The organism is Microbacterium sp. NPDC096154 (genome assembly GCF_040302945.1).
Taxonomy (GTDB): domain Bacteria; phylum Actinomycetota; class Actinomycetes; order Actinomycetales; family Microbacteriaceae; genus Microbacterium.
The window spans coordinates 121,106-147,562 of record NZ_JBEOSM010000009.1; the positions used below are offsets into that span (position 1 = coordinate 121,106).

Annotated in this window: 25 protein-coding genes and 1 riboswitch; of the genes, 15 read left to right on the forward strand and 10 right to left on the reverse strand. The window is 71.0% G+C overall.

What is annotated here, in order from left to right:
* Nucleotides 1-93: 93 nt before the first annotated feature.
* The 3 genes from nusG (at nt 94) to rplA (ending at nt 2,457) form a co-directional block, all read left to right on the forward strand.
* On the forward strand, nt 94-1,107 hold the full coding sequence (gene nusG / locus ABTW64_RS13110; protein ID WP_350623108.1) for a transcription termination/antitermination protein NusG: 1,014 nt from the start codon (nt 94-96) through the stop codon (nt 1,105-1,107).
* 211 nt (nt 1,108-1,318) lie between these two features.
* A complete protein-coding gene (gene rplK / locus ABTW64_RS13115; RefSeq protein WP_350623110.1) occupies nt 1,319-1,750 on the forward strand; it encodes a 50S ribosomal protein L11 in 432 nt (143 codons plus the stop codon).
* A gap of 14 nt (nt 1,751-1,764) precedes the next feature.
* The gene (gene rplA, locus ABTW64_RS13120; RefSeq protein ID WP_350623112.1) at nt 1,765-2,457 is read left to right on the forward strand and encodes a 50S ribosomal protein L1; all 693 of its coding nucleotides are present in this window, start codon (nt 1,765-1,767) and stop codon (nt 2,455-2,457) included.
* 101 nt (nt 2,458-2,558) lie between these two features.
* Here rplA and ABTW64_RS13125 read toward each other — a convergent pair whose 3' ends face one another.
* Both ABTW64_RS13125 and ABTW64_RS13130 read right to left on the reverse strand, forming a co-directional pair.
* Entirely contained in the window at nt 2,559-2,834 is a 276-nt protein-coding gene (locus ABTW64_RS13125) for an acylphosphatase (RefSeq protein WP_350623114.1), read from the reverse strand.
* A 53-nt stretch (nt 2,835-2,887) separates the two neighbouring features.
* Entirely contained in the window at nt 2,888-3,598 is a 711-nt protein-coding gene (locus ABTW64_RS13130; RefSeq protein WP_350623116.1) for a LysE/ArgO family amino acid transporter, read from the reverse strand.
* Between the two features lie 75 nt (nt 3,599-3,673).
* Between ABTW64_RS13130 and ABTW64_RS13135 the strand changes: the two genes are divergently transcribed.
* The gene (locus ABTW64_RS13135) at nt 3,674-4,561 is read left to right on the forward strand and encodes a LysR family transcriptional regulator ArgP (RefSeq protein ID WP_350623118.1); all 888 of its coding nucleotides are present in this window, start codon (nt 3,674-3,676) and stop codon (nt 4,559-4,561) included.
* A gap of 7 nt (nt 4,562-4,568) precedes the next feature.
* Here ABTW64_RS13135 and ABTW64_RS13140 read toward each other — a convergent pair whose 3' ends face one another.
* The 3 genes from ABTW64_RS13140 to ABTW64_RS13150 form a co-directional block, all read right to left on the reverse strand.
* Nucleotides 4,569-5,612 carry an NADP-dependent oxidoreductase gene (locus ABTW64_RS13140; protein ID WP_350623120.1) on the reverse strand — a complete coding sequence of 348 codons (1,044 nt, stop codon included), beginning with the start codon at nt 5,610-5,612 and terminating at the stop codon, nt 4,569-4,571.
* A 162-nt stretch (nt 5,613-5,774) separates the two neighbouring features.
* The gene (locus tag ABTW64_RS13145; RefSeq protein WP_350623122.1) at nt 5,775-6,236 is read right to left on the reverse strand and encodes a MarR family winged helix-turn-helix transcriptional regulator; all 462 of its coding nucleotides are present in this window, start codon (nt 6,234-6,236) and stop codon (nt 5,775-5,777) included.
* On the reverse strand, nt 6,233-7,933 hold the full coding sequence (locus ABTW64_RS13150) for an MDR family MFS transporter (protein WP_350623124.1): 1,701 nt from the start codon (nt 7,931-7,933) through the stop codon (nt 6,233-6,235). The genes ABTW64_RS13145 and ABTW64_RS13150 overlap by 4 nt, the downstream gene beginning before the upstream one ends.
* 178 nt (nt 7,934-8,111) lie before the next feature.
* On the opposite strand from ABTW64_RS13150, the gene ABTW64_RS13155 reads away from it, so the two are divergent.
* The 7 genes from ABTW64_RS13155 to ABTW64_RS13185 all read left to right on the forward strand — a co-directional run bounded on the left by ABTW64_RS13155 (nt 8,112) and on the right by ABTW64_RS13185 (nt 15,259).
* Entirely contained in the window at nt 8,112-8,789 is a 678-nt protein-coding gene (locus ABTW64_RS13155) for a YqaJ viral recombinase family protein (RefSeq protein ID WP_350623126.1), read from the forward strand.
* 390 nt (nt 8,790-9,179) lie between these two features.
* Entirely contained in the window at nt 9,180-10,151 is a 972-nt protein-coding gene (locus tag ABTW64_RS13160) for a hypothetical protein (protein WP_350623128.1), read from the forward strand.
* A gap of 302 nt (nt 10,152-10,453) precedes the next feature.
* Nucleotides 10,454-10,969, forward strand: coding sequence for a 50S ribosomal protein L10 (gene rplJ, locus ABTW64_RS13165; protein ID WP_350623130.1), 516 nt, complete (start codon nt 10,454-10,456; stop codon nt 10,967-10,969).
* A gap of 83 nt (nt 10,970-11,052) precedes the next feature.
* Nucleotides 11,053-11,442: a 50S ribosomal protein L7/L12 gene (gene rplL, locus ABTW64_RS13170; protein ID WP_350623132.1), complete on the forward strand. Its 390-nt coding sequence runs from the start codon at nt 11,053-11,055 to the stop codon at nt 11,440-11,442.
* A gap of 250 nt (nt 11,443-11,692) precedes the next feature.
* Entirely contained in the window at nt 11,693-13,000 is a 1,308-nt protein-coding gene (locus tag ABTW64_RS13175) for an ABC transporter substrate-binding protein (protein WP_350623134.1), read from the forward strand.
* A 13-nt stretch (nt 13,001-13,013) separates the two neighbouring features.
* Nucleotides 13,014-14,375, forward strand: a complete 1,362-nt coding sequence (locus ABTW64_RS13180; RefSeq protein ID WP_350623136.1) for a carbohydrate ABC transporter permease — start codon at nt 13,014-13,016, stop codon at nt 14,373-14,375.
* Nucleotides 14,372-15,259, forward strand: a complete 888-nt coding sequence (locus ABTW64_RS13185) for a carbohydrate ABC transporter permease (RefSeq protein ID WP_350623138.1) — start codon at nt 14,372-14,374, stop codon at nt 15,257-15,259. The genes ABTW64_RS13180 and ABTW64_RS13185 overlap by 4 nt, the downstream gene beginning before the upstream one ends.
* 33 nt (nt 15,260-15,292) lie before the next feature.
* Here ABTW64_RS13185 and ABTW64_RS13190 read toward each other — a convergent pair whose 3' ends face one another.
* Nucleotides 15,293-15,970 carry a DUF305 domain-containing protein gene (locus ABTW64_RS13190; RefSeq protein ID WP_350623140.1) on the reverse strand — a complete coding sequence of 226 codons (678 nt, stop codon included), beginning with the start codon at nt 15,968-15,970 and terminating at the stop codon, nt 15,293-15,295.
* Nucleotides 15,971-16,007: 37 nt separating this feature from the next.
* Entirely contained in the window at nt 16,008-16,694 is a 687-nt protein-coding gene (locus ABTW64_RS13195; protein WP_350623142.1) for a thioredoxin-like domain-containing protein, read from the reverse strand.
* Nucleotides 16,695-16,832: 138 nt separating this feature from the next.
* Between ABTW64_RS13195 and ABTW64_RS13200 the strand changes: the two genes are divergently transcribed.
* From ABTW64_RS13200 to ABTW64_RS13210, 3 genes are read left to right on the forward strand one after another with little or no spacing between them, the layout of a single operon-like run.
* Entirely contained in the window at nt 16,833-18,152 is a 1,320-nt protein-coding gene (locus ABTW64_RS13200; protein ID WP_502892341.1) for a multidrug effflux MFS transporter, read from the forward strand.
* Between the two features lie 22 nt (nt 18,153-18,174).
* Nucleotides 18,175-18,828 carry a phosphatase PAP2 family protein gene (locus ABTW64_RS13205; protein WP_350623145.1) on the forward strand — a complete coding sequence of 218 codons (654 nt, stop codon included), beginning with the start codon at nt 18,175-18,177 and terminating at the stop codon, nt 18,826-18,828.
* A gap of 41 nt (nt 18,829-18,869) precedes the next feature.
* Nucleotides 18,870-20,768, forward strand: a complete 1,899-nt coding sequence (locus ABTW64_RS13210) for a helicase HerA-like domain-containing protein (protein ID WP_350623147.1) — start codon at nt 18,870-18,872, stop codon at nt 20,766-20,768.
* A gap of 95 nt (nt 20,769-20,863) precedes the next feature.
* On the opposite strand, the gene ABTW64_RS13215 is transcribed toward ABTW64_RS13210, so the two are convergent.
* The 3 genes from ABTW64_RS13215 to ABTW64_RS13225 all read right to left on the reverse strand — a co-directional run bounded on the left by ABTW64_RS13215 (nt 20,864) and on the right by ABTW64_RS13225 (nt 24,823).
* Nucleotides 20,864-21,637, reverse strand: coding sequence for an alpha/beta fold hydrolase (locus tag ABTW64_RS13215; RefSeq protein ID WP_350623149.1), 774 nt, complete (start codon nt 21,635-21,637; stop codon nt 20,864-20,866).
* Nucleotides 21,637-22,815 carry a hypothetical protein gene (locus ABTW64_RS13220; protein ID WP_350623151.1) on the reverse strand — a complete coding sequence of 393 codons (1,179 nt, stop codon included), beginning with the start codon at nt 22,813-22,815 and terminating at the stop codon, nt 21,637-21,639. The genes ABTW64_RS13215 and ABTW64_RS13220 overlap by 1 nt, the downstream gene beginning before the upstream one ends.
* Before the next feature lie 193 nt (nt 22,816-23,008).
* Nucleotides 23,009-24,823: a sigma-70 family RNA polymerase sigma factor gene (locus tag ABTW64_RS13225; RefSeq protein WP_350623153.1), complete on the reverse strand. Its 1,815-nt coding sequence runs from the start codon at nt 24,821-24,823 to the stop codon at nt 23,009-23,011.
* A 234-nt stretch (nt 24,824-25,057) separates the two neighbouring features.
* A riboswitch (ZMP/ZTP riboswitch) is annotated at nt 25,058-25,141 on the forward strand.
* A gap of 33 nt (nt 25,142-25,174) precedes the next feature.
* Here ABTW64_RS13225 and glyA point away from each other — a divergent pair.
* Complete coding sequence (gene glyA, locus ABTW64_RS13230) at nt 25,175-26,449, forward strand: serine hydroxymethyltransferase (protein ID WP_350623155.1); 1,275 nt, start codon at nt 25,175-25,177, stop codon at nt 26,447-26,449.
* Nucleotides 26,450-26,457: the final 8 nt, after the last annotated feature.

The window sequence follows — 26,457 nt, forward strand, 5'->3', positions numbered from 1 at the left end:
TGCTGAGGCACCGCTCGTTCTGTTCGGATGGACAGGGGAGCACGCGGATGAGCGCACCGCCCACCCGCTGCGCAAACGGAAGAGATGAAGCCAGTGTCTGAAAAGCACGTCGACGACGCCGACTGGGCGCCGGCCGCAGAGCAGTCGAGCGAGGACGACGAGGCCCAGGAGGGCAACGTCCTGTACGCCGACTCGCACGCCAGCGACGCGGCCGAGCATCTCGCGATGCACATCGACGGCGGCGACGGGGATGACGTGAGCGACGACGAAGACATCGAGATCGACGACCCGGAGGCCGACGCGATCGTGAACGACGCACTGAACATCGACGAGACGAACGAGGTCGAGGCCGCCGCCGAGGTGCTGACGGACTCCCTCGAGGACGAGCAGGCGGAGGCCGCGGCCGAGGCGGCCGACGAGGTGACCCCCTACGACGGCCCCGACGTGAACGGCGACGACGCCGAGGGCGCCGTGGACGAGGACGACCCCTACGAGGCGTTCCGCCAGGAGCTGCGCTCGCTCGAGGGCAAGTGGTACGTGATCCACTCGTACGCGGGCTTCGAGCGCAAGGTGAAGGCCAACATCGAGCAGCGCAAGTCGACGCTCGAGGTCGAGGACGACATCTACCAGGTCGAGGTCCCGATGGAGGACGTCGTCGAGATCAAGAACGGCCAGCGCAAGATGGTCACGCGCGTGCGCATTCCCGGCTACGTGCTGGTGCGCATGGAGCTCAACGAGGACACCTGGTCGGTCGTGCGCCACACCCCGGGTGTCACGGGCTTCGTGGGCAACGCCCACAACCCCACCCCGTTGCGCTTCGAAGAGGCCTTCAACATGCTGAAGCCCCTCGTCGAGATCAAGGAGGCGCAGGCCCAGGCCAAGGGCGGCGCGCCCAAGGGTCAGGCCGCGGCCCCGCGCGTGCTGCCTGCCGAGGTCGACTTCGAGGCCGGCGAGACCATCACCATCAAGGAGGGCTCGTTCGCGGGCCTGCCCGGCACGATCAGCGAGATCAAGCCCGAGAGCGGCAAGCTCACGGTGCTGGTGTCGCTCTTCGAGCGCGAGACCCCGGTCGAGCTGTCGTTCGACCAGGTCACCAAGATGATCTGACGTTCTCTCTGCGAGGTCGCTTCGCTCGCAAGGGCTTGCGACCCTGGCTGATATCGGAGAGCCGGTCCCTCGGGGCCGGCTCTCTGCTGTTCTCTGCTAGGATCTATTGGTTCGCGCCCTGTCTGCGCGCACATCCCACACCGCTCGCCCGGATCATCCGGCGTGCGGGAGAGCGGATGCAACCGGCACCCGCTCGTCGAAAGGAAGAGATATGGCACCCAAGAAGAAGGTGACGGGGCTCATCAAGCTCCAGATCCAGGCTGGCGCCGCCAACCCCGCGCCGCCCATCGGTCCGGCGCTCGGTCAGCACGGCGTCAACATCATGGAGTTCTGCAAGGCGTACAACGCGGCGACCGAGTCGCAGCGCGGCAACGTCATCCCCGTGGAGATCACCGTCTACGAGGACCGCAGCTTCACGTTCGTGCTGAAGACCCCGCCGGCCGCCGAGCTCATCAAGAAGGCCGCGGGCGTCGCGAAGGGCTCGTCCACGCCGCACACGGTCAAGGTCGCGAAGCTCACCAAGGAGCAGGTCGCCGAGATCGCCAAGACGAAGCAGCCCGACCTGAACGCGAATGACCTCGAGGCCGCCTCGAAGATCATCGCCGGCACCGCTCGCTCCATGGGCATCACGGTCGAGGACTGAGGGGGATCACGACAATGGCTACCAAGTCCAAGGCTTACACCGCCGCCGCTGAGAAGCTCGAGGCCGGCAAGCTCTACTCGCCCAGCGAGGCCGTCGCTCTCGCCAAGGAGACCGGCTCGAAGAAGTTCGACTCGACCGTCGAGGTCGCGCTGAAGCTCTCGGTCGACCCCCGTAAGGCCGACCAGATGGTGCGCGGCACCGTCATGCTGCCGCACGGCACCGGTAAGACCGCCCGCGTCATCGTCTTCGCCAACGGCCCCGCGGCCGAGGCCGCCATCGCGGCCGGCGCCGACGAGGTCGGTGGCGCCGAGCTGATCGAGAAGGTCGCCGGCGGCTGGACCGACTTCGACGCGGCCGTCGCCGTGCCGGAGCTCATGGGCCAGGTCGGCCGTCTGGGTAAGGTGCTCGGCCCCCGTGGTCTGATGCCGAACCCCAAGACCGGCACCGTGACCCCCAACCCGGCCAAGGCCGTGGAGGAGATCAAGGGCGGCAAGATCGAGTTCCGTGTCGACAAGCACGCCAACGTGCACTTCATCGTCGGCAAGGCGTCGTTCACCGCCGAGCAGCTCGACGCCAACCTGCAGGCTGCGCTCGACGAGGTCGTGCGCCTCAAGCCGTCGAGCTCGAAGGGCCGTTACATCCAGAAGGGCGCCGTGTCGACCACGTTCGGCCCCGGCATCCCGCTGGACGTCAACTCGCTCGTCTGATCCGTCGGACATCCGAAGGGGCTTCGCCGTACGGCGGGGCCCCTTCGTCGTACCCGGATGGCCGTGCCTGATCGCGGAAATCGGGTGTCGGCTGGGGCATGTCAGCTCGTGCCGCGGATCTCGAAGCCGGTCGCGCCGGACGGCCCGGCGGGGGCGGAGTCGACTGCGTCGACGGCCGCACCGGCCGGCCCGTGCTCCATCCACGCCAGCAGCGCCTCGACCGCTCCGTCCTCGCCCTCGAGCAGCGCCTCGACCGAACCGTCGCCCCTGTTGCGGACCCAGCCGCTCACGCCCATCCGCTCCGCCTGTGCACGGGTCTCGAAGCGGAAGCCCACCCCCTGCACCCGCCCCCGGACGATCACGCTCACGTGCTTCATGCGTTCATCCTGTCGTGCGGCGCGCGCGTGCGGGAGAGGCGGCGACCGCCGCGTCAGCCGAGCGCGAGGCTCGCGGCGAGGGCGAGCATGGCCACGGCGATGACACCGTCGAGCAGGCGCCATGATCGCGGCGACCGCAGCCATCGTGCGGCGAAGCGCGCAGCGATGGTCATGAGGCCGAACCAGATGGCGCTGCCCAGCACTGCGCCCGCGCCGAATGCCCACCGCATGTCGCCGTAGCTGGCCGACACCGAGCCCACGAGGAACACGGTGTCGAGGTAGGCGTGCGGGTTCAGCCAGGTGATCGCGAGGCACGACAGGATGGCCGGCGCCAGCGTGCGCGCCGGTGCCGCCACGCGGGCGGGTCGCGTGAGCGTGGCGGTGCCGCCGTGCCCCGCCGGCGGGTTCGCGGCCAGGGGTGCGTCCGTCGGCTGGTCGATCACGATCGCCTCGGCCTTCGGGCGCACCGCGCGCCAGGCCGCCGAGAGGCCGTAGACCGTGAGGAACGCGACGCCGGCCCAGCGCACGAGCTCGAAGATCCAGGGCAGGTGCGACACCACGACGCCGAAGCCCGCCACGCCGGCCGTGATCATGATGGCGTCGCTCACCAGGCACGTGACCGCCAGCGCGACCACGTGCCGACGCTGGATGCCCATACGCAGCAGGAAGACGTTCTGCGCACCGGGAGCGATGATCAGCGACAGGCACAGGCCGAGACCGGCCAGAAGCGCGGCGAGCGCGGGGGAGGGCGTCAGGGGGAGCACGTTCCGACGGTACGGACGCGCATGGAATGATCAAAAGCGACGTTCAAGATTCTCACTCGGCATAAGGAACGCTTCATGTGGATCGCGCCCGATCTCGCCGCGACCGTCGCGGCCATCGTCGACGAGGGCAGCCTCGAGGGTGCCGCCCGGCTGCTGCGCATCACCCCGTCCGCCGTGAGCCAGCGGCTGCGGGCGCTCGAAGGGCAGCTCGGGCGCGTGCTCGTCGTGCGTGCCAAGCCCGCTCGCGCCACGGAGGCCGGCGCCGTGGTGGTGCGTCTGGCGCGCCAGTACGCGCTGCTCGGCCACGACGCGAGTGTCGAGCTGGGCCTGGAGGGTCCGGGGCGCATGCACGTGCCCATCGCGGTGAACTCCGATTCGCTCGCCACCTGGTTCCTGCCCGCCCTGCGCCCGGTCATCCACGCGCACGACGTGTCGTTCGAGCTGCATCGCGACGACCAGGACCACACGGCCGAGCTGCTCGAGGCGGGTACCGTGACGGCGGCGGTCACATCGCAGCGCGATCCCATCGCCGGATGCGTCGTGACGGCGCTGGGCGCGACGATCTACCACCCGGTGGCCTCGCCGGCGTTCGTGGAGCGCTGGTTCCCGGCCGGATCGACCCTGGACGCGCTGGCGGCGGCCCCGGTCGTCGACTACGACCGCAGCGACGACCTGCAGTCCCAGTGGCTCACCGAGCGCGGCGTCGATCCGTCCCGACCGCCCCGCCATTACGTGCCCGCCTCCGAGGACTACGCCACCGCGGTGCGCCTCGGCTTCGGCTGGGGTCTCCTGCCTCCCCTGCAGGCGCAGGCCTCGCTCGACGCCGGACGCCTCGTGGCGCTCGACGGGCCGCGCATCTCGGTGCCCCTGTACTGGCAGCAGTGGAACCTGCGCTCGCCGCTGCTCGCCGACATCCGGGAGGCGGTCGTGGCGGCCGCCCGCGCCGCGCTCGACCCGGCGTGAGCCCGGATCAGCCCTCCGACACGCGCAGCACGAGCTTGCCGCGCGTGTGGCCCTCCTCGAGCTTGCGGTGGGCGGCCTGCACGTCGTCGAGCTCGAACACCTGCTCGACGTAGACCTGCACGGCGCCCGAGTCGAGCAGTCGCGCGATCGTGCCGAGCGCCGTGCCGTCGGGAACGACCTTGAACGCCGTCGCGCGCACGCCCGCGGCGGCCGCCTCCTCGGCGTACCCGGGCCAGCTGCCCGACGGCACCAGGATGAGCAGCCCTCCGGGCCGCAGCACCGTGAGCGATCGCGATCCGGTGTCGGCATGCACATTGCCGACCAGGTCGATGACCACGTCGACGTCGGTCACCACGTCCTCGAATCGCGTGCTGGTGTAATCGATCACGACCTGGGCGCCGAGCTCGCGCAGCCAGGGGGCGTTGCCTGCGGAGCTGGTCGCCGTGACATGGGCGCCGAAGTAGGCCGCGAACTGCACGGCGAAGTGTCCGACGCCCCCGGAGCCGGCATGGATCAGGATGCGCTGACCCTCGTGGGCGTGCGCGGTCTCCACCACGAGCTGCCACGCCGTCAGGGCGGCGAGCGGCACGCCCGCCGCCTCGGCATGGGACAGGGAGGCCGGCTTCGCGGCCACCGCGCTCGACGGCACGACGACGTACTCGGCGTATGCGCCGGAGGCGCGCGGCACCGCGGCCATGCCGAACACGGCCGTTCCCGCCGGCAGCGGGTGCGCCTCGAACGGCGACGCCACCACGACGCCTGAGAAGTCGAAGCCGGGAACGACCGGGTACGAGCTCACCGCAGGGGTCACCCCCGCGCCGGAGCGCGTCTTCGCGTCGATCGGGTTGACCCCGGCCGCGACCACGCGCACCAGCACCTCGTCCATGACGGGCACCGGCACGGGCACGCTGTCGACGCGCAGCACCGAGGCATCGCCCGGCTCGTCGAACAGTGCCGCACGCATGTGCGTGGGCGGCGTCGTGACGGCCTGCTGTGCCACGACGGTCGACGCGCTCCGCGTCGACGTGGACCTCGGCGGTCGGAATCTCATCTGCGCCCCCTCTTCCGATCGTCGGGATCGCGCCGTGGCTCGATCCGGTGCTCTCAGTCAAGCGGCACTTCATCACGCGTGTGTTTCGGCGGTGCTACGGCTCGTGCCTGCCGGCGTGCGCGCGGGGGCCGTCGTCCGGGCGGGGCCGCCGGACGTGCGTGGTCAGCCGGCGCTCGGCACCTGCTCGTTCGCGAGCGCGTGCAGCAGATCGGCGAGGCGCCGCACATCCGCGACGTCCCACTGCTCGAGGGCACGCGCCAGGCCGTGCTCCTGCGGCGCCCGGGCCTCGTCGAGGCGGCGGCGGCCGTCGGGCGTCGCGTCGAGCAGGTGCGCGCGTCGATCGGAGGGATCGGGCGTGCGCACGATCAGGCCGAGGTCCTCGAGCTCGCGGATCGTGCGGCTGAGCTGGCCCTTGTCGATCAGCAGGCGCTCGGCGATCGCCGACGCGGTCAGGGGACCGGTGTCGGCGATCGTCGTGAACACCTTGTACGCGCCGGGGAGCATGCCCGGGGCGACGCGCTCCGCGTTGCGCATGATGATGCGGCGGATGTGCGTGACGAGCTCCGAGAACTCGACCTCGACCGCGCGGATGGCCTGCTCGCGCTCGTCGGCCGGGGCCGTCATGCGCGATGCTCCGTGTCCGTGCCGTTGCGGTCATCCTGCGCGCGCACCACGGGGATGGTGCCCGTCGAGGCGACCGGCACTCCGGCCTGTGCGAGCGCCTCGTCGACGATGTCCTCGCCTGCATCGGCAGCGGCTGCCTCGCGCAGACGCTCGGCGTTGTTCTTGCGGCCCAGCGGGATGTTCGGCAGGAACGCGATCGTGATGAGGCTCAGCACGCCGAGCGGGATGCCGATCAGGAAGGCGTGCGCGATCGAGGTGGCCGCGACCTGCTCGACGATCACACGCACGGCATCCGGCAGCTCGCGTGCGATGGGCATCGTGCCCGACTGGAACTGCTCGGCGACCTTGGCGCCCTCAGCTCCGAGGCCCATGATCGCCGTCATGAGCTCGTCCTTCCGCTGGGCGAGCAGGTCGGCCATGCTCGACGCCAGCACGGCGCCGATCACCGCGACGCCCGCGGTGCCGCCGATGGTGCGGAAGAAGTTGACGCCCGAGCTGGCGACGCCCATCTCCTCGGGCTTGGCGGTGTTCTGCACGACGAGCACGAGGTTCTGCATCGTCATGCCCATGCCGGCGCCGAGCAGGAACATGTACACCCCGACGAGCACGAGGTTCGTGTCGGCGGTGAGCGTGGCCAGCAGCGCGTTGCCGGTGGTCATGACGATCGCGCCGATCACCAGGTAGCGCTTCCAGGCGCCGAAGCGTGTGACGAGCTGGCCCACCACGGTCGAGCAGATCAGCATCCCGGCGGCCATGGGGATGGTCATCAGGCCGGCTCCGGTGGGGTCGAAGCCGCGCGCCATCTGGAAGTACTGACCCAGATAGACCGCGGTGCCGAACATCGCGACGCCGATCGAGATGGAGGCCAGCACCGCGAGCGTGAAGGTGCGGTTGCGGAAGAGCGTGAGCGGCACGAGCGGCTCGGCCGCGCGGGTCTCGACCCAGATGAACAGCGCCGTGGCGACGAGCGCGCCGCCCACCATCGTGTAGGTCTCGGTGCTGGCCCAGCCGTAGTCCTTGACGTTCGTGACCCAGAGGAGCAGCAGGCTCGAGGCCACCGAGAGCAGCACGATGCCGAGGTAGTCGATGCGCACCTTGCGGTTGGCGCGCGGCGCGAGCTTCAGGGTCTTCACGATCACGGCGAACGCGATCAGTCCCAGCGGGATGCCGACGAAGAAGTTCCAGTGCCATCCGACGGTGTCGGTGAGAAGGCCGCCAATGATGGGACCGCCCACGGTCGAGACACCCATCACCACGCCGAACAGTCCCATGTACTTGCCGCGCTCGCGGGGGCTGATGATGTCGGCCATGATGACCTGGCTCAGCGCCGCCACGCCGCCGGCGCCGATGCCCTGGAAGGCGCGCGCGCCGATCAGCATGCCGGGGCTGGTCGCGAAGCCCGCCACGGCGCTCGCGGCGAGGAAGAACGTCAGCGCCACGAGCACGAGCGTCTTGCGGTTGGTGAGGTCGGCGAGCTTGCCCCAGATCGGGGTCGAGATCGCCGTGGTCAGCAGCGCGGCCGTGACGACCCACGTGTAGTCGGTCTGCGTGCCGCCGAGGTCGGGCACGATGATCGGCAGCGAGGTGCCGACGATGGTGTTGGCCATCATGGAGGCGAACATCGCCAGGAGCAGGCCGGAGATGGCCTCGAGCACCTGGCGGTGCGTCATGCGTGCGGGAGCTGCGGCGTCGGTCATCGGACCCTTTCGGCGGTTCAGGAGGCGTTCGGAGCGCGGCATCCTCGACGCGCGGCAAAAGTTGTGCGTCGTCAACTATAGCCGAATCGTTGACATTCAGCAACCATCCGGGCGTGGCTTTCGCGACATCCGGCAGCAGTGGGGCGGCTGTGGGGGAGGCGCGGGTTAGGGTCGATCCGTGACACCCGAACTGCAGGCCCGGATCATCGCGGATTCCCGCGATCGGGTCGGCTGGCTCCGCGCGCGGGCGCGCGGGATCACGGCGACGGATGTCGCCTCCCTCACTGCGAGCGAGCGCTCGATCGCGCGCGCCGCGGAACAGAAGCTGATGGGCTCGCGCTTCTCGGGCAACGCCTACACCGACCATGGCCGGCGCCGCGAGCCCGAGATCGCGGCGTGGATCGCGGCGACGCACGGCATCCAGCCCTCGAGTGCGCTGTTCCACGCGGTGGTCGAGAAGCGCCACCTCGCCACGCCGGACGGCATCGGCGTCGACGCGCAGGGGCGGGTCGCGCTCGCCGAGATCAAGACCACCAACAAGTCGTGGCGGTCCATCCCGCGCAGCTATCTGCGGCAGGTCTGGTGGCAGCAGCACGTGCTCGGTGCCGAGCGCACGCTGTTCGTGTGGGAGGAGCACCGCGACTTCCAGCCGCTGCACGACGAGCCAAAGTGCACCTGGATCGAGCGCGACGACCGCGAGATCGCCCAGCTCGTGCGGCTCGCGACGCGCCTGATCGACGAGCTCTACCAGCGCACGACCGGCAACCGCCTCGAGCGCCCGGCGCCCCTTCCCGCGTCGAACCGCGATCGTCTCCGCGAGCGCGACATGTTCCGCGCTCTCGCCCTCTCCGACTGACGCCCCGGGGCTGCTCCGGGCCGCCCGCCGGTCGACTCCACACCAATGTGCGTGTGCACTCGGCCGCACTTCAGAGCGGTCCCCTCAGCCCCGCAGCATGGCCCCGGGTCTCGCGAAGCCGATCGCGCATCACGAAGCCGCCCGGCTCATCCATTCGCCGCATGTAACCCGCCCGGGGCGGCGCGCTCGAGTGCACACCAACGTGCGTGTGCAGTGGGGCGGGGTGGGGTGAGGGAGTGCTCGAGACCACACGCACATTGGTGTGCACGGCGGGGCTCGGCTGGACGGCAGCCTGGCGGGCGCTCGTCCACAGGGGGGATCGGCGCCGTTCGAGTCCCCTGCGCGGAGCCGGCCTGCTCAGCCCACGCACGAGGGGCCATCCTGTCTGCCATGCGTGAGACACCCTGGCCCTCCACGACCGCAGAACTCGCTCGACAGGAGGGCGTGTACGCCGTGGTCGTCAAGCGTCGCGCGGGGCAGATCTCGTCCGTTCGGCGTGGCTGGCACATCGACACGGAGGGGTGGACACGCCTGTATGGCGAAGAGCGGCATCTGGCCCGCGTGCGCGCAGCGTGGGCGAGCAGTCGCCTCAAGCGTGGCGTGGTGGGGTACGCGTCGGCGGCCGTCCTGCATGGGCTGCCGCTGTACGGGGTCGACCTCGAACGCGTCCACCTCGTGCTGCCACCGTCGCGTCGGGCGAGTTCGAACGCTGTCGTGCGACGCCACATCGAGGAGCTGCCCGACGAGGATCTGATCGAGGTCGACGGGATCGTCGCGACGACGCTCGAGCGCACGGTCTTCGATGTGGCGCGCACGGCGCGTGCTGAATGTGCTCTGGTGGTCGCAGACGCTGCGCTTCGTGCTGTGGCCTGGGAAGAGGGCGCGAGGGCGTATGACCTCGGAGTCGCAGCGGAGTGGCGCTCGAGGATGCTGCGCAAGGTGGAGAGCGCACGAGGGGTACGCGGCGTGCTGGCGGCACGCCGCGCCATTGAGTTCGCAGACGGGCGTGCGCAGCTGCCAGGGGAATCGGTGACCCGTCTGAGACTGCGGGAGTGCGGATGGCGGCACTTCGTGCTGCAGGCTCCCGTCCGCGGAGGCAGCGGCCGGGAGTTCTTCGTCGATGTCGGCGTCGAGGAGATCCGGACCTGGGTGGAGTTCGACGGTGTCGACAAGTACATCGCCCCGTCCATGACCGGGGGGCGCGAGGTGGGAGCTGTGCTCGCGGCAGAACGCGAACGCCAGGCCGAGATCGTCGCCGCGACCGGATGGCCGCTGGTGCGCGTCGGGTGGCCGCACATCGACTCGCGCGGAGCATTCGCCCGTCGGCTGCGCGAGCAGGGGGTGGTGCCGCCCGCGCACTGAGGAGTCGAGTGCACACGCACATTGGTGTGCACTCGGCCGGGGGGAGGGGGCGAGGGGCGCGGCGCGGGGCGGGTGCGACCCGTGGTAGAGTTGACGAAGCCGAAGACCGCCGGTCATCGTGACGCGCTTGCGCGGAGCGATCGAAGCACTGCAATGCAGGGGCCCGCGCAGGTGTCACGAACGATATCCGGATTCCGGATCCACGCTCCGTGCGCTTGCGCCGGAGCGTTTCTGCGTTATAGGGGCGGGCTCGGTCGGTACCCCACCACCGTGGGGGATCACGTTCATATCAAGGAGTGGCCATGGCGCAGAAGGAAGCATCGGTCGCCGAGCTCACGAAGTCTTTCGAGAACTCGAGCGCCGTCCTGCTGACCGAGTACCGCGGTCTGACGGTTGCCCAGCTCAAGGAGCTGCGCAACAGCATCCGTCAGGACGCGGAGTACGCCGTGGTGAAGAACACGCTGACCAAGATCGCCGCGAACAACGCGGGGATCACGGCGCTGGACGAGGACCTCAAGGGTCCGTCGGCCATCGCCTTCGTGCACGGTGACCCGGTCGCCGTCGCCAAGGGTCTGCGCGCCTTCGCCAAGGCACACCCTCTTCTGGTGATCAAGGGCGGCTACTTCGATGGCAAGCCCCTGAGCGCCGAAGAGGTCGGCAAGCTCGCCGACCTCGAGAGCCGTGAGGTCCTGCTCGCCAAGGCGGCCGGGATGTTCAAGGCCTCGATGGCGAAGGCTGCCGCCCTCTTCCAGGCACCGCTGTCGAAGACCGTGCGCACGGTCGAGGCGCTGCGTGAGAAGCAGGAGACCGCGGCCTGACATCCGCTGGATCGGTGACATCGTCGCCGACAGCAGGCCGCTGAGAAGCACCCCTCAAACCCCGATTAACTAGGAGAAACATCATGGCGAAGCTCACCACCGACGAGCTGCTCGACGCGTTCAAGGAGCTCACGCTCATCGAGCTCAGCGAGTTCGTGAAGGCCTTCGAGGAGACCTTCGACGTCACCGCCGCCGCCCCCGTCGCGGTTGCCGCCGCTGCCGGCGCCGCTGGTGGCGCGCCCGCCGAGGAGGCCGAGGAGAAGGACTCGTTCGACGTCGTCCTCGAGGCCGCCGGCGACAAGAAGATCCAGGTCATCAAGGTCGTGCGCGAGCTCACCTCGCTGGGCCTCGGCGAGGCCAAGGCCGTCGTCGACGGTGCCCCGAAGGCTGTGCTCGAGGGTGCGAACAAGGAGACCGCCGAGAAGGCCAAGGCTGCCCTCGAGGAGGCCGGCGCTTCGGTGACCCTGAAGTAATCCATTCGGATTCATTTCGCGCGAAAGCCCCGGGGAATTCCCCGGGGCTTTCGTCGTGTCCGCATTTCATTACACGGCCATCCGGGGGGAGGGCAAGCCGCTTGCCTGCTCCCGCTGGTCGGGCGTACCGTGACGCCCGAGTGAACCCACAGCAGCTCCACAGGGCCGTGCGACAAGCCATGTGAGGACACGTCAATACGGCCCCGTGCAGGACGAAGGGACCGTCATGTTCGCGAATCGCACACGTCGAATGATCACCGTCGCAGGTGTCTTGGGGGTCACGGCCGTCGCCGTGGCCGGATGCTCGGGAGGCGGCGGCGGGGGAGGCGGAGGCGCCACGGGAGGGGGCGGCGACGTCCAGATCGAGGGCGACTTCTCGGGCGAGACGCTCAGCGTCGTGGCGGCATGGTCCGGGGCCGAGCAGGAGAACTTCGAGGCGGTTCTCCAGGCCTTCGAGGACGCGACCGGCGCGACTGTCAACTACACGAGCTTCGGCGACAACGGGCCCACGTACATCCAGGGTCAGCTCGAGGGCGGCACCCCGCCGAACGTGGCCGTGATCGGGCAGCCGGCGCTGCTGCAGTCGCTGGCGACCAACGGCGACATCCAGCCGCTCAGCGAAGAGGCGCGCTCGCTCGTCGAGGAGAACTACTCCGAGAGCTGGATCGGCCTGGGCACCGTGGAGGATGAGCTCTACGGCGTGTGGTTCAAGGCCGCCCACAAGTCGACGGTCTGGTACAACGCCGACATCTACGACGAGGCGGGCGCAACGCCCCCGGAGGACTGGGACGGCTTCCTCGAGCAGCTGCAGCTGCTCACCGACTCGGGTTACGCCGGCATCTCGATCGGCGCGGATGTGGGCTGGCCGCTGACCGACTGGTTCGAGAACGTCTACCTCCGCACGGCGGGACCGGAGAAGTACGACCAGCTGACCAACCACGAGATCCCGTGGACCGACCCGTCGGTCCAGGAGGCCCTCGAGGTGCTCGCCACCCTCTGGGGCACGGATCTCGTGCAGGATGGCGGCGACCAGCGCACGTTCCCCGAGAGCGTGACCGAGGTGTTCGGAGCCGACCCGCAGGCCGGCACGGTCTTCGAGGGAGACTTCGTGGCCGGGAACATCACGGATGACGGCACCTCGACCGTCGGCGAGAACGCGCTGTTCTACGAGTTCCCGTCGATCAACGGCTCGGAGCCGTCGGTCGTCGGCGGCGGCGACGTCGCGGTGGCGTTCACCGACGACGAGGCCACGGACGCGCTGATGCAGTTCCTCGCGAGCCCCGAGTCGGCCGAGATCTGGGTGCCCAACGGTGGCCTCACCTCGCCCAACAACGCCGTGGACACGTCGCTGTACCCGGACGACATCTCGCGTCAGATCGCGGAGTCGCTCACCGGCGCCGAGACGTTCCGCTTCGACATGTCCGACCTCACGCCGAGCGCGTTCGGCGGCACGCAGGGTCAGGGCTTCTGGCAGGAGATGATCACGTTCTACCAGGATCCCTCGGACGTCGAGGGCACGATGCAGCGGCTCGAGGACGCCGCCGCGTCGGCGTACTGATCGGGTCAGGCACATGACATCCGTCACCGTGCCCGCGGCGGCGGAGCGGGCACCCGCTCCCCGCCGCGCCCCGAAGGAACCGGGGTCGTGGCGCAAGGTGCTGATCACGGCGTCGTTCCTGGCGCCTGCGCTGATCATGCTCGGCGCGTTCGTCCTCTACCCGATCGTGTACACGGTCTTCCGGTCGTTCTTCGGGCGCGAGGACGGGCAGTTCGTCGGGTTCGAGAACTACGTGACGATGTTCACGAACGACACGACGTTCACCGCGATCCGCAACAACGTGATCTGGGTGATCGTCGCGCCGGCCGCGTGCACCATCCTGGGCCTGATCTTCGCGGTGCTGCTCGAGAAGCTGAAGTGGAAGACGGCGTTCAAACTGATCATCTTCATGCCGATGGCGATCTCGATGCTCGCGGCGGGCGTGATCTTCCGCGGCATGTTCCAGGAGAGCCCGCAGCTGGGCGTCGTGAACGCCGTGATCTCCGGGGTGCAGAACGCGTTCGGGGACACCGGCGGATATCCCGGGGCCAAGCCGCGCGACGGGTTCGGCGTGATCGCCGACGGCGGCGTGATCGCGAGCGAGCAGGAGATCCAGGCGGGCCAGACGCAGGACTTCCCGCTCACGGGTGTGCGCCAGGACAATGTGCCGGCTGGGGCGGCCGAGGCGGCGCCCGCGCCCTCGGCGTCCGACACGCAGATCACCGGCACGGTGTTCCTCGACGTGGTGCGCGGCGGCGGCGGCACGCAGGGAGAGATCGGCGACGGCAAGAGCGGACTGCCCGACATGCGGGTCGACGCGGTCGGGCCGGATGGATCCGTGCATGGCTTCGCGACGACGGGCGCCGACGGAACGTTCACGATCGACGGTCTCGAGTCGGGTCAGAGCTATACGATCGCGCTGCCCGCCTCGAACTTCGAGGAAGGCGCGCAGGGCGTCTCGTGGCTGAGCTCGTCGTTCATCAACGCGGTCATCATCCTGTCGTACATCTGGATCTGGGCGGGCTTCGCGATGGTCATGATCGCGTCCGGACTGTCGGCCATGGACCGCTCGCTGCAGGAGGCCGCCCGGATGGACGGGGCGACCGAGTGGCAGGTGTTCACCCGCATCACGGCGCCGCTGCTCGCACCCGTGCTGATCGTGGTGTTCGTGACCCTGATCATCAACGTGCTGAAGATCTTCGACCTCGTCTATGTGATCCCGCCCGGCGCCTCCAAACCGGCGGCGAACGTGATCGCGGTCGAGATGTGGACCGTGTCGTTCGGCGGTGGCGCGAACCAGGGCCTCGGCTCGGCGCTCGCCATCCTGCTGCTGATCCTGGTGCTGCCGTCGATGATCATGAACGTGCGCCGGTTCCGTGAGGAGGCCAAGCGATGACCTCGGCGGCATCCCTGGGAATCGTCACCCGGAAGAAGACCGCGGGACAGCGGATCGCGTCGGCCCTGGGCTCGACGATCGTCAACATCGTGCTCGCGATCGTGGCGATCTTCTGGCTCGTGCCGAGCATCGGCCTGTTCATCACGTCGCTGCGCACGGCCGGAGACAACGCCTCGTCGGGATGGTGGACCGTGTTCACCAAGCCCGCGGAGATCACGATCGAGAACTACGCGAACCTGCTGTCGAACCCGGCCATCACGGGGTCGCTGTGGAACACCATCGTGATCGCGGTGCCCACGACGGTGCTCGTGGTGATGTTAGGCGCGCTGGCGGGCTACGCCTTCGCGTGGATGAGCTTCCCCGGCCGCGACTGGCTGCTGATCGTCGTGATCGTGCTGCTCGCCGTGCCGCTGCAGGTGGCGCTAATCCCGCTCGCCCGCCTGTTCGGCGCGCTGGGCATCTTCGGCAGCGTGCTCGGCGTCATCCTGTTCCACACCGCGTTCGGCCTGCCGTTCGCGATCTTCCTGCTGCGCAACTTCTTCACGCAGATCCCGGCCGAGCTCATGGAGGCGGCCCGGATCGACGGCGCGGGGGAGTGGCGCATCTTCTTCACGGTGATCCTGCCGCTGGGCCTGCCGGCGATCGCGTCGCTCGCGATCTTCCAGTTCCTGTGGACCTGGAACGACATGCTCGTGGCGCTGATCTTCACGAACTCGGATTCGATGCCGTTGACCGTGGCGATCCAGTCGCAGCTGCGGCAGTTCGGGTCGAACATCGACGTGCTCTCGGCGGGAGCGTTCCTGTCGATGATCGTGCCGCTGATCGTGTTCTTCGCCTTCCAGCGCTACTTCGTGCAGGCGCTGCTGGCGGGATCGCAGAAGTAGCCGCCGTCGGCTGCGGCTGGGCCGGATGCCGGTTCAGCCGCAGCCGAGGCGGTCGCGCGTGGCCTGCAGCGACTGGATCTCGCGCTGCTGCGACTCGGCCATGCCGCGGGCGGCCTGAGCGACGCGAGCGTCGCTGCCCAGCCGCTGGATCGCGTCGACCATCTCGATCGCTCCCGTGTGGTGCCGGATCATCAGCTCGGCGAACAGACAGTCCTGCTGGGTGCCGTCGGCCTCGCGCAGCGCGGCGAGCTGCTCGTCCGTGGCCATGCCCATGGCCTCGCGCAGCTCGGCGTCGGTCGCCGACCCGTCGGAGCCGCCGCCGTGACCGTGACCGGAGTCTTCGGACATCCAGGACATGAGCGGCTCGTCGGCCGCCTGCGGCACACCCCAGTTCACGAGCCAGCCGTACATCTCGCCTGCCTGGCCGGCCTGAGCCGTGGCGATGTCGTAGGCGACGGCACGCAGGGTCTCGTCGGATGTCGCGCGGTACTCGATCATGGCCATCTCGACCGCCTGCGCGTGGTGCACCTGCATGTCGCGAGCGAAGCCGATGTCGGCCGCGTTCGGCCCCGAGGCGACGACCCCGAAGGTCGAGAACCGGCCCACGGCGAAGGCGAGGCCCGCCACCAGCACGAGCGCGAGCGCGACGAGCGGCCACGGACGGCGGCCGGTGGGGCCGGTGTCGGTCTCGACGGGTTCCGTCTCGCTCACTGCGTCGGCTCGCTCGTTCGCGGGTGGGGTGGGCCGGTCAGATCTTGCCGGGGCCGTCGATCGCGCCCGAGCATGCGGCGTTCGGCTCGGGGACGTTCTGGCTGCGCCAGTACTCCTCGATGAACGCGGGGATGCGCTCGTCGTCCACTGAGTCGACCTTGAGCTGCGCGTTCCAGGCGCTGAGCGCGATCGGGGTGTCGAGGCCCTCGTAGGGCGAAAGGATGACGTAGTTGCGGGGCATCAGATCGCGCAGCTTGTCGAGGTCCGCGCCCTGGATGCGCTCGGCGTCGTAGGTGACCCACACGGCGCCGTGCTCGAGCGAGTGCACGGCGTTCTCGTCGGTCTGCGGCTCGGTGTAGATGCCGCAGTTCAGCCACACCTGGTTGTGCGGGCCGCCCGCAGGCGGGGTCTGCTCGTACTCCACGGTGCCCTCGACGTGGTCGGTCTCGTTCTCGAAGAGCTGCACGCCCTCGATCTCGGCGCCCTCGCTGCCCGCCTCGTAGGTGCGGGGTGCGAAGACGTAGGAGGCGACGATGATCGCGGCGATCGCGACCACGGCCACGCCGCCGACCACCCACCACAGCAGCTTGCCGCGCTGGCGCTTCTTCAGCTGCCGCTGGTACTCGGCCAGCTTCTCCTGGCGCTTCGCCTCGCGCTGCTGCTTGATGGTCTGCTCGATCTGGGCCTGCTTCGCGGGGTTGCCGGAGCGCTTCTGGGTCGACACGCCTCGATTCTATGCGGAGGCATGCAACAACCCGGTGTCGGGGACCTCCGAGAAGGCTATGCGCGGGCGTAGAATCGGGGGCTCCTCGACGCCAGAAAGAGCCCCGTGCCCGACGCTCCTCACCCGCACACCGATTCCCTGACTCTTCCCTTCACCGGGACCATCCGGCTGCCCCCGCCCACCGGTGCGATCCGCACGCTCGGGGCGAACCCCGACACCGCCCCGGTGGTCCTGCATCCCGGAGACGCCATCCCGGCCTCGCGGCGACTGCTGTACGTGCTGCTGCTGGGCGCCCTCACGGCTCTCGGCCCCTTCACGGTCGACCTGTACCTGCCGGCCTTCCCGCTGCTGCAGCGAGCATTCGACACCGACGAGGCGGCGATCCAGCTGACCCTGACGGGCACCATGGTGGGTTTCGCATTCGGGCAGCTGCTCGTGGGACCGCTGAGCGACACGGTGGGCCGGCGCCTGCCGCTGCTGATCGCCACCGCGCTGCACGTGTGCGCGAGCGTGACTGCGGCGCTCGCGCCCAATCTGGCGGTGCTGGGCGGCGCGCGCGTCGCCATGGGGTTCGGGGCGGCGGCCGGAGCGGTCGCCGCCATGGCGATCGTGCGCGACCTGTTCGGCGGCAAGCGCCTCGTCGTGATGCTGTCGCGTCTGGCGCTCGTCACGGGCGTCGCGCCCGTGATCGCGCCGCTGATCGGCTCGGCGCTGCTCGGTGTGCTGCCATGGGAGGGCATCTTCTGGGTGCTCGGCGGCTACGGCGCCGTGATGCTGGTCGCGGCGATCTTCGGCATCCCCGAGACGCTGCCCCGCGAGCGGCGCCACGAGCGCGGCACGAGCACGGTGTGGCAGCGGTACCGGTCGGTGCTTTCCGACCGCGTCTACGTCGGAGTGCTCGTGATCAGTGGCATGACGTTCGCGGGTCTGGTCTCGTACCTGTCGGCCTCCCCGTTCCTGTTCCAGGAGAGCTACGGGTTCGACGCCGCCCAGTACGGCCTGCTGTTCGCCGTGAACTCGGTGGGCGTGATCGTGGGCAACCAGACCGCTTCGCGACTCGCGGCGCGCTTCGGTCCCCAGTGGGTGCTCGCGGCGTCTACCGCGGTGCTGGTGATCGCCGCGACCCTCATCGTGGTGTTCGACCAGCTCGGCCTCGGACTGTGGGGCACCGCCATCCCGCTGTGGTTCTTCATGAGCGCGTGCGGCTTCACGTTCCCGTGCGCGCAGGTGCTGGCGCTCGACCGGCACGGCAAGGCGGCGGGCACCGCCGCGTCGCTGCTGGGCGCGAGCAACGCGGGCGTCGCGGGCGTCATCTCGCCGATCGTGGGGGCGGTCGCCGGCCCGGCGGGCATCACGGGAACCTCGATGGCGGTCGTGATGATCGGCTGCGCACTTGTGGCCGTGTTCATGCTGTGGGTCGTGGTGCGCCCGCGCACCGTGGAGATGCTGCACCCCTGACGGGGCGCGCGAGAGGAGCAGGATGGCCGCAGCACGTGATCGCACCAGCCGGGCCTGGCTGTGGTGGGGCGCGGGGCTGGTCGCCGCGGGAATCGCCCTCGGGGCGGTGCTGCGGCTGCCGGGCGCCGACCCCACGGGCCTGGACCTGTGGTGGGAGGGCGTGCTCTCGGCGACACCGGACGGGCCTGCGCTCTGGGTGTCGCTGTTCATGGACGCGATCGGCGGCGGCCGGTACGCCACGCTGTGGGTGCCGCTCGCCGTGGTCGCGGTGCTGCTCGCGGTGCGGCGGCCGTGGGCGGCCGGCTACTTCGTGGTCGCGTCGCTCGTGAGCGCCGGTCTCGTGCAGGTGCTCAAGCACGTGCTCGGGAGGGCGCGACCCGAGGACATCCTGGTCACCGCCGATGTCGGATCCTTCCCGTCGGGACATGTGGCGAACGCGGCGACGCTCGCGGTCGCGCTGTGGCTGGTGTGGCCCCGTCGCTGGGTCGCGGTGCTCGCCGGATGCTGGATCGCCCTCATGGCGTTCGCGCGCACGTATGTGTCGGCCCATTGGCTGACCGACACCGTCGGCGGTGGACTGGTGGGCGTGGGCGTCGCGCTGCTCGTCGGGGCGGCGTTCGCACGAGGACTGCGCGGTGAGCGACGCGCCCGGAGGGGCCGCGGCGGCGGGCAGTGAGGCCCATTCACCGGGACGACCGCGTCGCTAGGCTGACACGCATGAGCGAGAAGGATCCCGCCGTCGCAGCCGCCGAAGCCGAAGTCGCCCGCCTCCAGGCGGAGGCCGAGGCCGCGGAGGCCGCCCTGAAGGCCGCCGAGGCGAAGGCGCGGCTCGCGGCCGCTCACGCCGCCGCGGCGCAGGCCGGGGCGGGCGATGCTGCCGAGACAGAGACCGCCCCCGCCGACCCTGAGCCGGGAGTCGAGGCAGCCCACGAGGCAGAGCCCGCCGACGAGCCGGAGGCGCCGGGGCAGGGCGAGCCCGACGGGCCTGCGGGCGGGGCCGAGCGCGGCGGACCGCTCGACGACGACGCCGTGCGGGCGATCGCCGCGGGCTACAGCTTCGAGGGCGAGACGCTCGACATCGGCGCGCTGGTGAACGGCGTCCCTGTGCCGGACGCGCAGATCCGCATCCCGCTCGGCATGCTCAACCGGCACGGGCTCGTCGCCGGCGCCACCGGCACCGGCAAGACGCGCACGCTGCAGGGGCTCGCCGAGCAGCTGGCAGCCAAGGGCGTGCCGGTGTTCGCGGCCGACATCAAGGGCGATCTCTCGGGCATGGCCACGCCCGGCGAGGCGAACGACAAGCTGCTCGCGCGCACGCGCGGCATCGGCCAGGACTGGACACCCGAGGCCGCGGCGGTCGAGTACTTCGCGCTCGGCGGCATCGGCCGGGGAGTGCCCGTGCGCGCCACGGTCACGGGCTTCGGCCCGCTGCTGCTGTCGAAGGTGCTCGGGCTCAACCACACCCAGGAGTCGAGCCTGGGGCTGGTGTTCCACTACGCCGACAAGAACGGGCTGCCGCTGGTCGACCTCGAGGACCTGCGGTCGGTGCTGACGTATCTGACGAGCGACGAGGGCAAGCCCGAGCTCAAGGAGCTGGGAGGGCTCTCGAGCGCGACGGCGGGCGTCATCCTGCGCGAGCTGATCGCCTTCGCCGAGGGCGGCGCCGACGTGTTCTTCGGCGAGCCCGAGTTCGACGTCACCGACTTCCTGCGCACGGCGGCCGACGGCCGCGGGATCGTGTCGCTGCTCGAGGTCCCGGGCGTCGCCGACCGTCCGGAGCTGTTCTCGACGTCCCTTATGTACCTGCTCGCCGAGCTGTTCGAGATCCTCCCCGAGGTGGGCGACCCCGACAGGCCCAAGCTCGTCTTCTTCTTCGACGAGGCGCACCTGCTGTTCAAGGACGCGTCGAAGGACTTCCTGTCGGCCATCACGCAGACCGTCCGGCTGATCCGGTCGAAGGGCGTCGGCGTGTTCTTCGTCACCCAGACACCCAAGGACGTGCATCCGGATGTGCTCGCCCAGCTCGGATCGCGCGTGCAGCACCAGCTGCGCGCGTTCACACCCGACGACGCCAAGGCATTGCGCGCGACGGTCGGCACCTACCCGAAGTCGGACTACGACCTCGAGCGCGTGCTGCAGGAGCTCGGCACGGGCGAGGCGATCGTCACGGTGATGAGCGAGAAGGGATCGCCGACGCCGGTCGCCTGGACGCGCGTGCGTGCTCCGCAGGGGCTCATGGAGCCGACCCCGGCCGACCGGATCGACGCCGTGATCGCCGCGTCGCCGCTGCGGACCAAGTACGGTGAGCGCATCGACCGCGAGTCGGCCTACGAGATCCTGACGGCCAAGATGAACGCGGCCGACGAGGCGGAGCGCAAGGCCGAGGCGGAGGCCGAGCTGGCCCGTCAGCGGGCCGAGATCGCCAAGGCCGACGCGGCCGCCGAGAAGAAGGCGCGCCAGGAGTACGACCGCCTCATCCGGAAGACCGCGGGCCGCACACGCACCTCATCGCGTTCGGAGAAGTCGACGCTCGAGAAGGTGCTCGGCTCTCGCACGACGCAGACGATCATCAGCGGCGTGATCCGCGGGCTGTTCGGGAACAGTCGTCGGCGGTGAGACCCGCCCGCTGATGGCGGAGGGCTACCCCGCACCGGGCCCGCCCGGGGCGCGCTGAGCGCGACGCGGGCGCGCGGCTCCCTCCGGCGCGGCGCTCAACGCCGCGTGGCGCCGAGGAACCGGTCGGCGATGCGCACGGCGGGCCCGCCCTCGAGCAGGATGCCGTGCCGTCCGTTCGGAACGACAGCGAGCTCCGAGTCGGCGACGCGGTCGTGCAGCAGGCGCGCATGATCGAGCGGGGTGATCTCGTCGTGCTCGCCGTGCAGGATGAGCGTGGGAGCCGCGATGCGATGCAGCTCGTCGAGGCTGTCGTGGCGGCGGCTGGCTCGGAAGTGACGGCCGCGCGCATTGGGGTCGTCGCCGACGGCGAGCAGATGCGTGAACCACGCCGGGTGCTGGGTGAAGAACACCTCGGCGATGCGCGCCGGCCGGCCCGAGCGCAGCGCGGCGTCTGCAGCGGGCGTGCGCGCCGAGCCGTGCGCGTCTCCTGGGGTGCTGGAGACGAGCACCAGCCGGCGCACGCGCTGGGGCGCATCGATCGCCAGCCACTGCGCGATGCGACCGCCCATCGAATGCCCCACGACGTCGACGCGCTCGACCCCGGCGTCGTCGAGCACCGCGACCACGTCCTCGGCGAAGAGCCGCGTCTCGTAGCGGTCGGCCGCCCCGAGGCCGCTGGCCCCCACGCCGCGATGATCGAACACGATCACGCGACGGTCATCCTGCAGCAGGTCGACCGAGATGCGCCACGACGTGTGATCGACGGCCTGCCCGGCGATGAGGAGGAGCGGATCTCCCTCGCCTGCAGTCCAGTACGCGATCGAGGTGCCATCGGCGGCGCGCGCGGCGCTCTGCGTCCAGCCGCGCATCAGTCGCCGGTCATCTCGCCGTCGGCGGCGATCGGCGTCGCCACGACATCGGGGGCCGAGAGCGTCTCGACGTCGGCGGAGAGCCCGGGGCGCGCGATCGTGGCGGCGGGCTCCTCGCCGAGCGGCGCAGCCGGAGCGCCGAGCAGCGGAGCCGGAGCGTCGAGCGGCGGCAGCGGAGCGTCGAGCGGCGGGACCGGAGCGTCGAGCGGGGGGACCGGACCGGGGGAGACGGGCTGCGGGGGAGCAGCGGGCTCGGTCTGGGTAGACGGGTCGTCGGACGTATCCGACGAGGACGTCGAGTCTGTCGGCGGCGTGAGCGCGGCGTCGGGCGGGGCGGTCGCGGGCGGCTGTGGGATGGTCACCAGGCCCAGCAGCTCGTCGCGCAGGCCCCACAGCTCGCTCAGCCGGCGTGAAGCGGAAGCGCCGCTGTCTCCGACGTAGCGGACCTCGATGCTCACGTCGGCGAGCGCCTGCTCGTGCGTGAGGGCGATGAGCAGGACGCCCGTGCCGTCGGCCCGCAGAGTGACCGTGGCCAGCGGCTCCTGAGCCGCCATCGCGAGCGCGAGCGGCGCACCGGCCGACATGCCGGGGCCCGCGGTGTCGTGACCGTCGGCGAAGGCCCGCACCTCGCGATGCGGTTCCCCGCTGATTCCGAGAGCGACCGCGCCATCGGACACCTGCTCGGCCGACGTGATCGACAGCGGTGCGGCCTCGGCGGGGGCGGTCTCCGGAGCCGGCGCGGGGGATGCGGCGGGTGCCGGCGTGGAGGCGATCGACGAGGCGTGCGCAGGGAGGTCCGGTGCCGGGTTCGACTGCCGCGGCACGGGTGCGGTCAGCGGGGGCTGCGGCAGCGTGGGCTGCGGCTCTACAGGCGCGAGGTCGGGCTCGGTGGGAGCATGCCCGTCCTGGGTCGGCTCCAACAGGGTCGCCTCCACCAGGCCAGGGGCCGCCTCGACCTGCGCGACCGGGGGAGTCGAGCCGCCGCGCGCGTCGGCCGCCGTGAGCGGAGCGCGCCCGCCGGTGCCGAGCGACGCGGTGACCAGGCCCAGAGCGATGGCCGTGGCGGCCGCGCCGGCGGCGACGAGACCGCCGATCGTCCAGGCGCTCGCCGTGGCGGCGGGCTTCACGGCGTCTGCGTGGGACGCCTCGCCGACGTCGGTGCGGTCGTTCGTGCTCATATCTCTGCTCGATGTCGGACCGGGACGATGCCGGTCGGGTGGCGGGGAGACGGTCGAGGAGCCGGATCCGGGCGCGCCGAGCAGCCTCCCCTGCGGCCCATTCTTCCGGACCTCCCGCTCGTGGTGCCAGTCGGCGCCCGGGAGCCGGTGCGTCTCGCGCGCGGCGGGCGCGCGGGCGTGGCCGCCGGTTCCGCTAGCCCGAGGAGGATCCGAGATCGACATCGAGGCCGAGCAGTCCGCCCGGCCCACCGATCGACACGCCCACGCCGATGCCCGCGATGTCGAGCTGCACCCGCAGGCCGCCGTCGGGGGCCGTACCGGTCTGCCCGCCTTCCGGAGGGGCCTCGGCGCCTCCGTCCTGCGAGTTCCCGCCCGGGTTCTCCGCCTGCGGCGGGGGACCGGGGGGCGTCGGCGTCTCAGCGCGCGGCGGCGTGGGCCGCGCGGGTGCGCTCGGTCGCGAGGCGCCGGGCACGGAGGCGTCCGGGGCTGATTCCGTCGGCGCTGATTCCGTCGGCGCTGATTCCGTCGGGGCAGATTCCGTCGGGGCAGAGCCGGTCGGGGCAGACGCGCCGGGCCTCGAGGCGCCGGGCGCAGAGGCGGTGCTGTCGGGCGTGCCCGCCGGGTTCGGCGCCACCGAGGGGGTGGACGCGTGGGGGGCGGAGACGGGCGCGGACGAGGGCCGCGCCGTGCTGCCGGTGAGCGCGTTCGCGGTCGGTGCGGGGGGCGACGCGTGCGCCGCAGAGTCTGCCGTCTCCACGGGCGCGGTGGACGACGACCGAGCGGCGTCGGACGCGGTCGGCCGCGCCGCCGCCGTCGAGGTCGGCGCGCGCGCGGCATCGGCCGGCGTCGCGGCCTCCGCGGCGGTCGACGAGGCGGGCAGCGCGACCGTCGGTCCGGGCATGATCGCCGCCACGAGCAGGGCACCGGCGACGCCAGCCGAGGCGACGCCCAGGCCGAGCAGCCCGACGGCCGACAGGCCGGCGGAGCCGACGCCCGCCGCGAGCGGGGTGGCCGCGCCGACCCCGGTCGCGTGCACGACGGCCGGCATCGACGCGGGTATGGATGCGGCGGGCACCGCGGCGGCGGGCATCGAGGCGGTGGGGAGGGGTGCGGCGGCGGGGAGAGTGCTGGGGCCGCCCTCGCTCGCGGCCACGACGGCGCCCTCCAGCACGCGCGACGGCATCGCTGCGACCGTGGCGATCGGGCTCTGCGCGCCGTGCAGCGTCGCCAGGTGCGCGGACGCCGCGGTCACGCCGATCAACGGCGGCAGCAGTGCGAGGGCGAGACGACTGCCCGCCTCCTCGGCCTCGGCGGCGGCCAGCGCGCAGCGGTCGCAGCCGCGCAGGTGCGCCTCAAGACGCGTGCGGTTGCGGACGGCCAGGTTTCCCCGCGCATGGGCTCCGACGTGCGCGACGGCCCAGTGGCAGTCGGCCGCGTCGCGTTCCGCGGTGAGGGACGAGATGTGCGCCTGGATCCACGCCTCGCGCAGCCCCTCGCGGGCGCGGAAGGCGAGCTGCTTGACGGCGCCGGCCTTGACGCCCAGCAACGGCGCCGTCTCGGCGGGGCTCAGTCCCTCGACCTCGGTGTACCAGAGCACCTCCTGCCAGCGGGTCGGCAGGCTGAGGAAGGCGCGATGAGTCAGGCTGCGGTCGAAGGCCTCCTGCCCGGCCTCGTCGGTCGTGGCCGGATCGGGCACCGCCTCGAGCTCGTCGATGGCGGTCTCGCGGCGCGCGCGGCCCCACGACGCCGCGGTGTTGCGGATCACCGTGAACAGATACGCGCGGAAGGGCCCGCTCGGCCCGCCGCCGCGCTGCACCGCCTGGAACACGCGGGTGTACGCCTCCTGCACCAGGTCGTCAGGGTCGATGGCCGATGTGACGGCGCGCGCCACGCGCGCTCCCGCCGCGTAGTGGCGCGCCCACAGCTCGCCGAATGCCTCGGTGTCGCCCGAGCGCGAGCGCAGCACGAGATCCGCGTCGGAGGGGGGCCGTTCGGTGGGCTGGTGCACGGCGTTCTCGCTTCGGGGGAGCGGCGGGGGTGGCGGATCCGGGACGACCCGACGGCTCGGCCGCATGGGGAACGGCGCGAGATATCGCCATTGTCCTATGACGGTTGCCTTCGCGCCAGCGGTGCCCGGGTAGGAATGCCCGAGCTGCCCATCCTGGAGGATGCGCTCCGCCGTCTCTCGTGCACGGTCGGCGCTGAGCGGGCGGGACGGGCGGTAGGCTCCACCCGCTAGACTTGGCGTCGTCGCGACTGGCGTTGAGGTGGTGAACCACCGGGGAGCGACCGAGACGGCATTCGACCGCACGCCTGGGCCGATGCGAGATTCCCATCCCGAACGTCGTCTGGAGATCGCATGACCGATCCGCTGTTCAACGCTCCTCTCGTCGAGGTCGACCCCGAGATCGCGCAGGTTCTCCAGCGCGAGCTGGATCGCCAGCGCGGGTTCCTCGAGATGATCGCCTCCGAGAACTTCGTGCCCGTCTCGGTGCTCGAGTCGCAGGGCTCCGTGCTCACCAACAAGTACGCCGAGGGCTACCCGGGCCGCCGGTACTACGGCGGGTGCGAGGAGGTCGACGTCGCAGAGGAGCTCGCGATCGAGCGCGCCAAGGCGCTGTTCGGCGCCGCCTTCGCGAACGTCCAGCCCCACTCGGGGGCGTCGGCCAATGCCGCCGTGCTGCACGCGATCGCGCGCCCCGGCGACACCATCCTTGGCCTGTCGCTCGACCACGGCGGTCACCTGACCCACGGCATGAAGATCAACTTCTCCGGCCGGCTGTACGACATCGTGGCGTACGGCGTCGACGCCGAGACCTCGCTCATCGACATGGACGAGGTGCGGCGACTCGCCCTCGAGCACAAGCCCAAGGTCATCATCGCCGGCTGGTCGGCCTACCCGCGCCAGCTCGACTTCGCCGCGTTCCGCGCGATCGCCGACGAGGTCGGCGCGCTGCTCTGGGTCGACATGGCGCACTTCGCGGGCCTCGTGGCGGCGGGCCTGCACCCGAACCCGGTGCCGCACGCCCACGTCGTGTCGTCGACCGTGCACAAGACCATCGGCGGCCCGCGCTCGGGCTTCATCCTGACCAACGACGCCGATATCGCGAAGAAGATCAACACCGCGGTGTTCCCCGGCCAGCAGGGCGGCCCGCTCATGCACGCGATCGCCGCGAAGGCGACCGCGTTCAAGCTCGCGGCGACCGACGCCTTCAAGGACCGCCAGGAGCGCACGCTGCGTGGCGCTCGCATCCTCGCCGACCGCCTGTCGCAGCAGGACGTCAAGGACGCCGGCATCGCGATCCGCTCGGGCGGGACAGACGTGCACCTGGTGCTCGTCGACCTCCGCGACGCGGCGATCGACGGAAAGCAGGCCGAAGACCTGCTGCACGACATCCGGATCACCGTGAACCGCAACTCGGTGCCGAACGACCCGCGCCCGCCGATGACCACGTCGGGCCTGCGCATCGGCACCCCTGCGCTCGCAACCCGTGGTTTCGGCGACGCCGAGTTCACGGAGGTGGCCGACGTGATCGCGCTCGCCCTGCAGCCCGGGGCCGACATCCCGGCCCTGCGCGAGCGGGTGGCCCGCCTGGCGGAGGCCTTCCCCCTCTACCCGGGTCTCGGCGAGTAAGGTCTGGG

Bases quoted from the DNA above. Each gene is read 5' to 3' on its own strand.
- rplK (WP_350623110.1), top strand. From the start codon at position 1,319: ATGGCACCCAAGAAGAAGGTGACGGGGCTCATCAAGCTCCAGATCCAG.
- rplA (WP_350623112.1), top strand. From the start codon at position 1,765: ATGGCTACCAAGTCCAAGGCTTACACCGCCGCCGCTGAGAAGCTCGAG.
- ABTW64_RS13125 (WP_350623114.1), bottom strand. From the start codon at position 2,834: ATGAAGCACGTGAGCGTGATCGTCCGGGGGCGGGTGCAGGGGGTGGGC.
- ABTW64_RS13135 (WP_350623118.1), top strand. From the start codon at position 3,674: ATGTGGATCGCGCCCGATCTCGCCGCGACCGTCGCGGCCATCGTCGAC.
- ABTW64_RS13140 (WP_350623120.1), bottom strand. From the start codon at position 5,612: ATGAGATTCCGACCGCCGAGGTCCACGTCGACGCGGAGCGCGTCGACC.
- ABTW64_RS13145 (WP_350623122.1), bottom strand. From the start codon at position 6,236: ATGACGGCCCCGGCCGACGAGCGCGAGCAGGCCATCCGCGCGGTCGAG.
- ABTW64_RS13150 (WP_350623124.1), bottom strand. From the start codon at position 7,933: ATGACCGACGCCGCAGCTCCCGCACGCATGACGCACCGCCAGGTGCTC.
- ABTW64_RS13160 (WP_350623128.1), top strand. From the start codon at position 9,180: ATGCGTGAGACACCCTGGCCCTCCACGACCGCAGAACTCGCTCGACAG.
- rplJ (WP_350623130.1), top strand. From the start codon at position 10,454: ATGGCGCAGAAGGAAGCATCGGTCGCCGAGCTCACGAAGTCTTTCGAG.
- rplL (WP_350623132.1), top strand. From the start codon at position 11,053: ATGGCGAAGCTCACCACCGACGAGCTGCTCGACGCGTTCAAGGAGCTC.
- ABTW64_RS13175 (WP_350623134.1), top strand. From the start codon at position 11,693: ATGATCACCGTCGCAGGTGTCTTGGGGGTCACGGCCGTCGCCGTGGCC.
- ABTW64_RS13180 (WP_350623136.1), top strand. From the start codon at position 13,014: ATGACATCCGTCACCGTGCCCGCGGCGGCGGAGCGGGCACCCGCTCCC.
- ABTW64_RS13185 (WP_350623138.1), top strand. From the start codon at position 14,372: ATGACCTCGGCGGCATCCCTGGGAATCGTCACCCGGAAGAAGACCGCG.
- ABTW64_RS13205 (WP_350623145.1), top strand. From the start codon at position 18,175: ATGGCCGCAGCACGTGATCGCACCAGCCGGGCCTGGCTGTGGTGGGGC.
- ABTW64_RS13210 (WP_350623147.1), top strand. From the start codon at position 18,870: ATGAGCGAGAAGGATCCCGCCGTCGCAGCCGCCGAAGCCGAAGTCGCC.
- ABTW64_RS13215 (WP_350623149.1), bottom strand. From the start codon at position 21,637: ATGCGCGGCTGGACGCAGAGCGCCGCGCGCGCCGCCGATGGCACCTCG.
- ABTW64_RS13220 (WP_350623151.1), bottom strand. From the start codon at position 22,815: ATGAGCACGAACGACCGCACCGACGTCGGCGAGGCGTCCCACGCAGAC.
- glyA (WP_350623155.1), top strand. From the start codon at position 25,175: ATGACCGATCCGCTGTTCAACGCTCCTCTCGTCGAGGTCGACCCCGAG.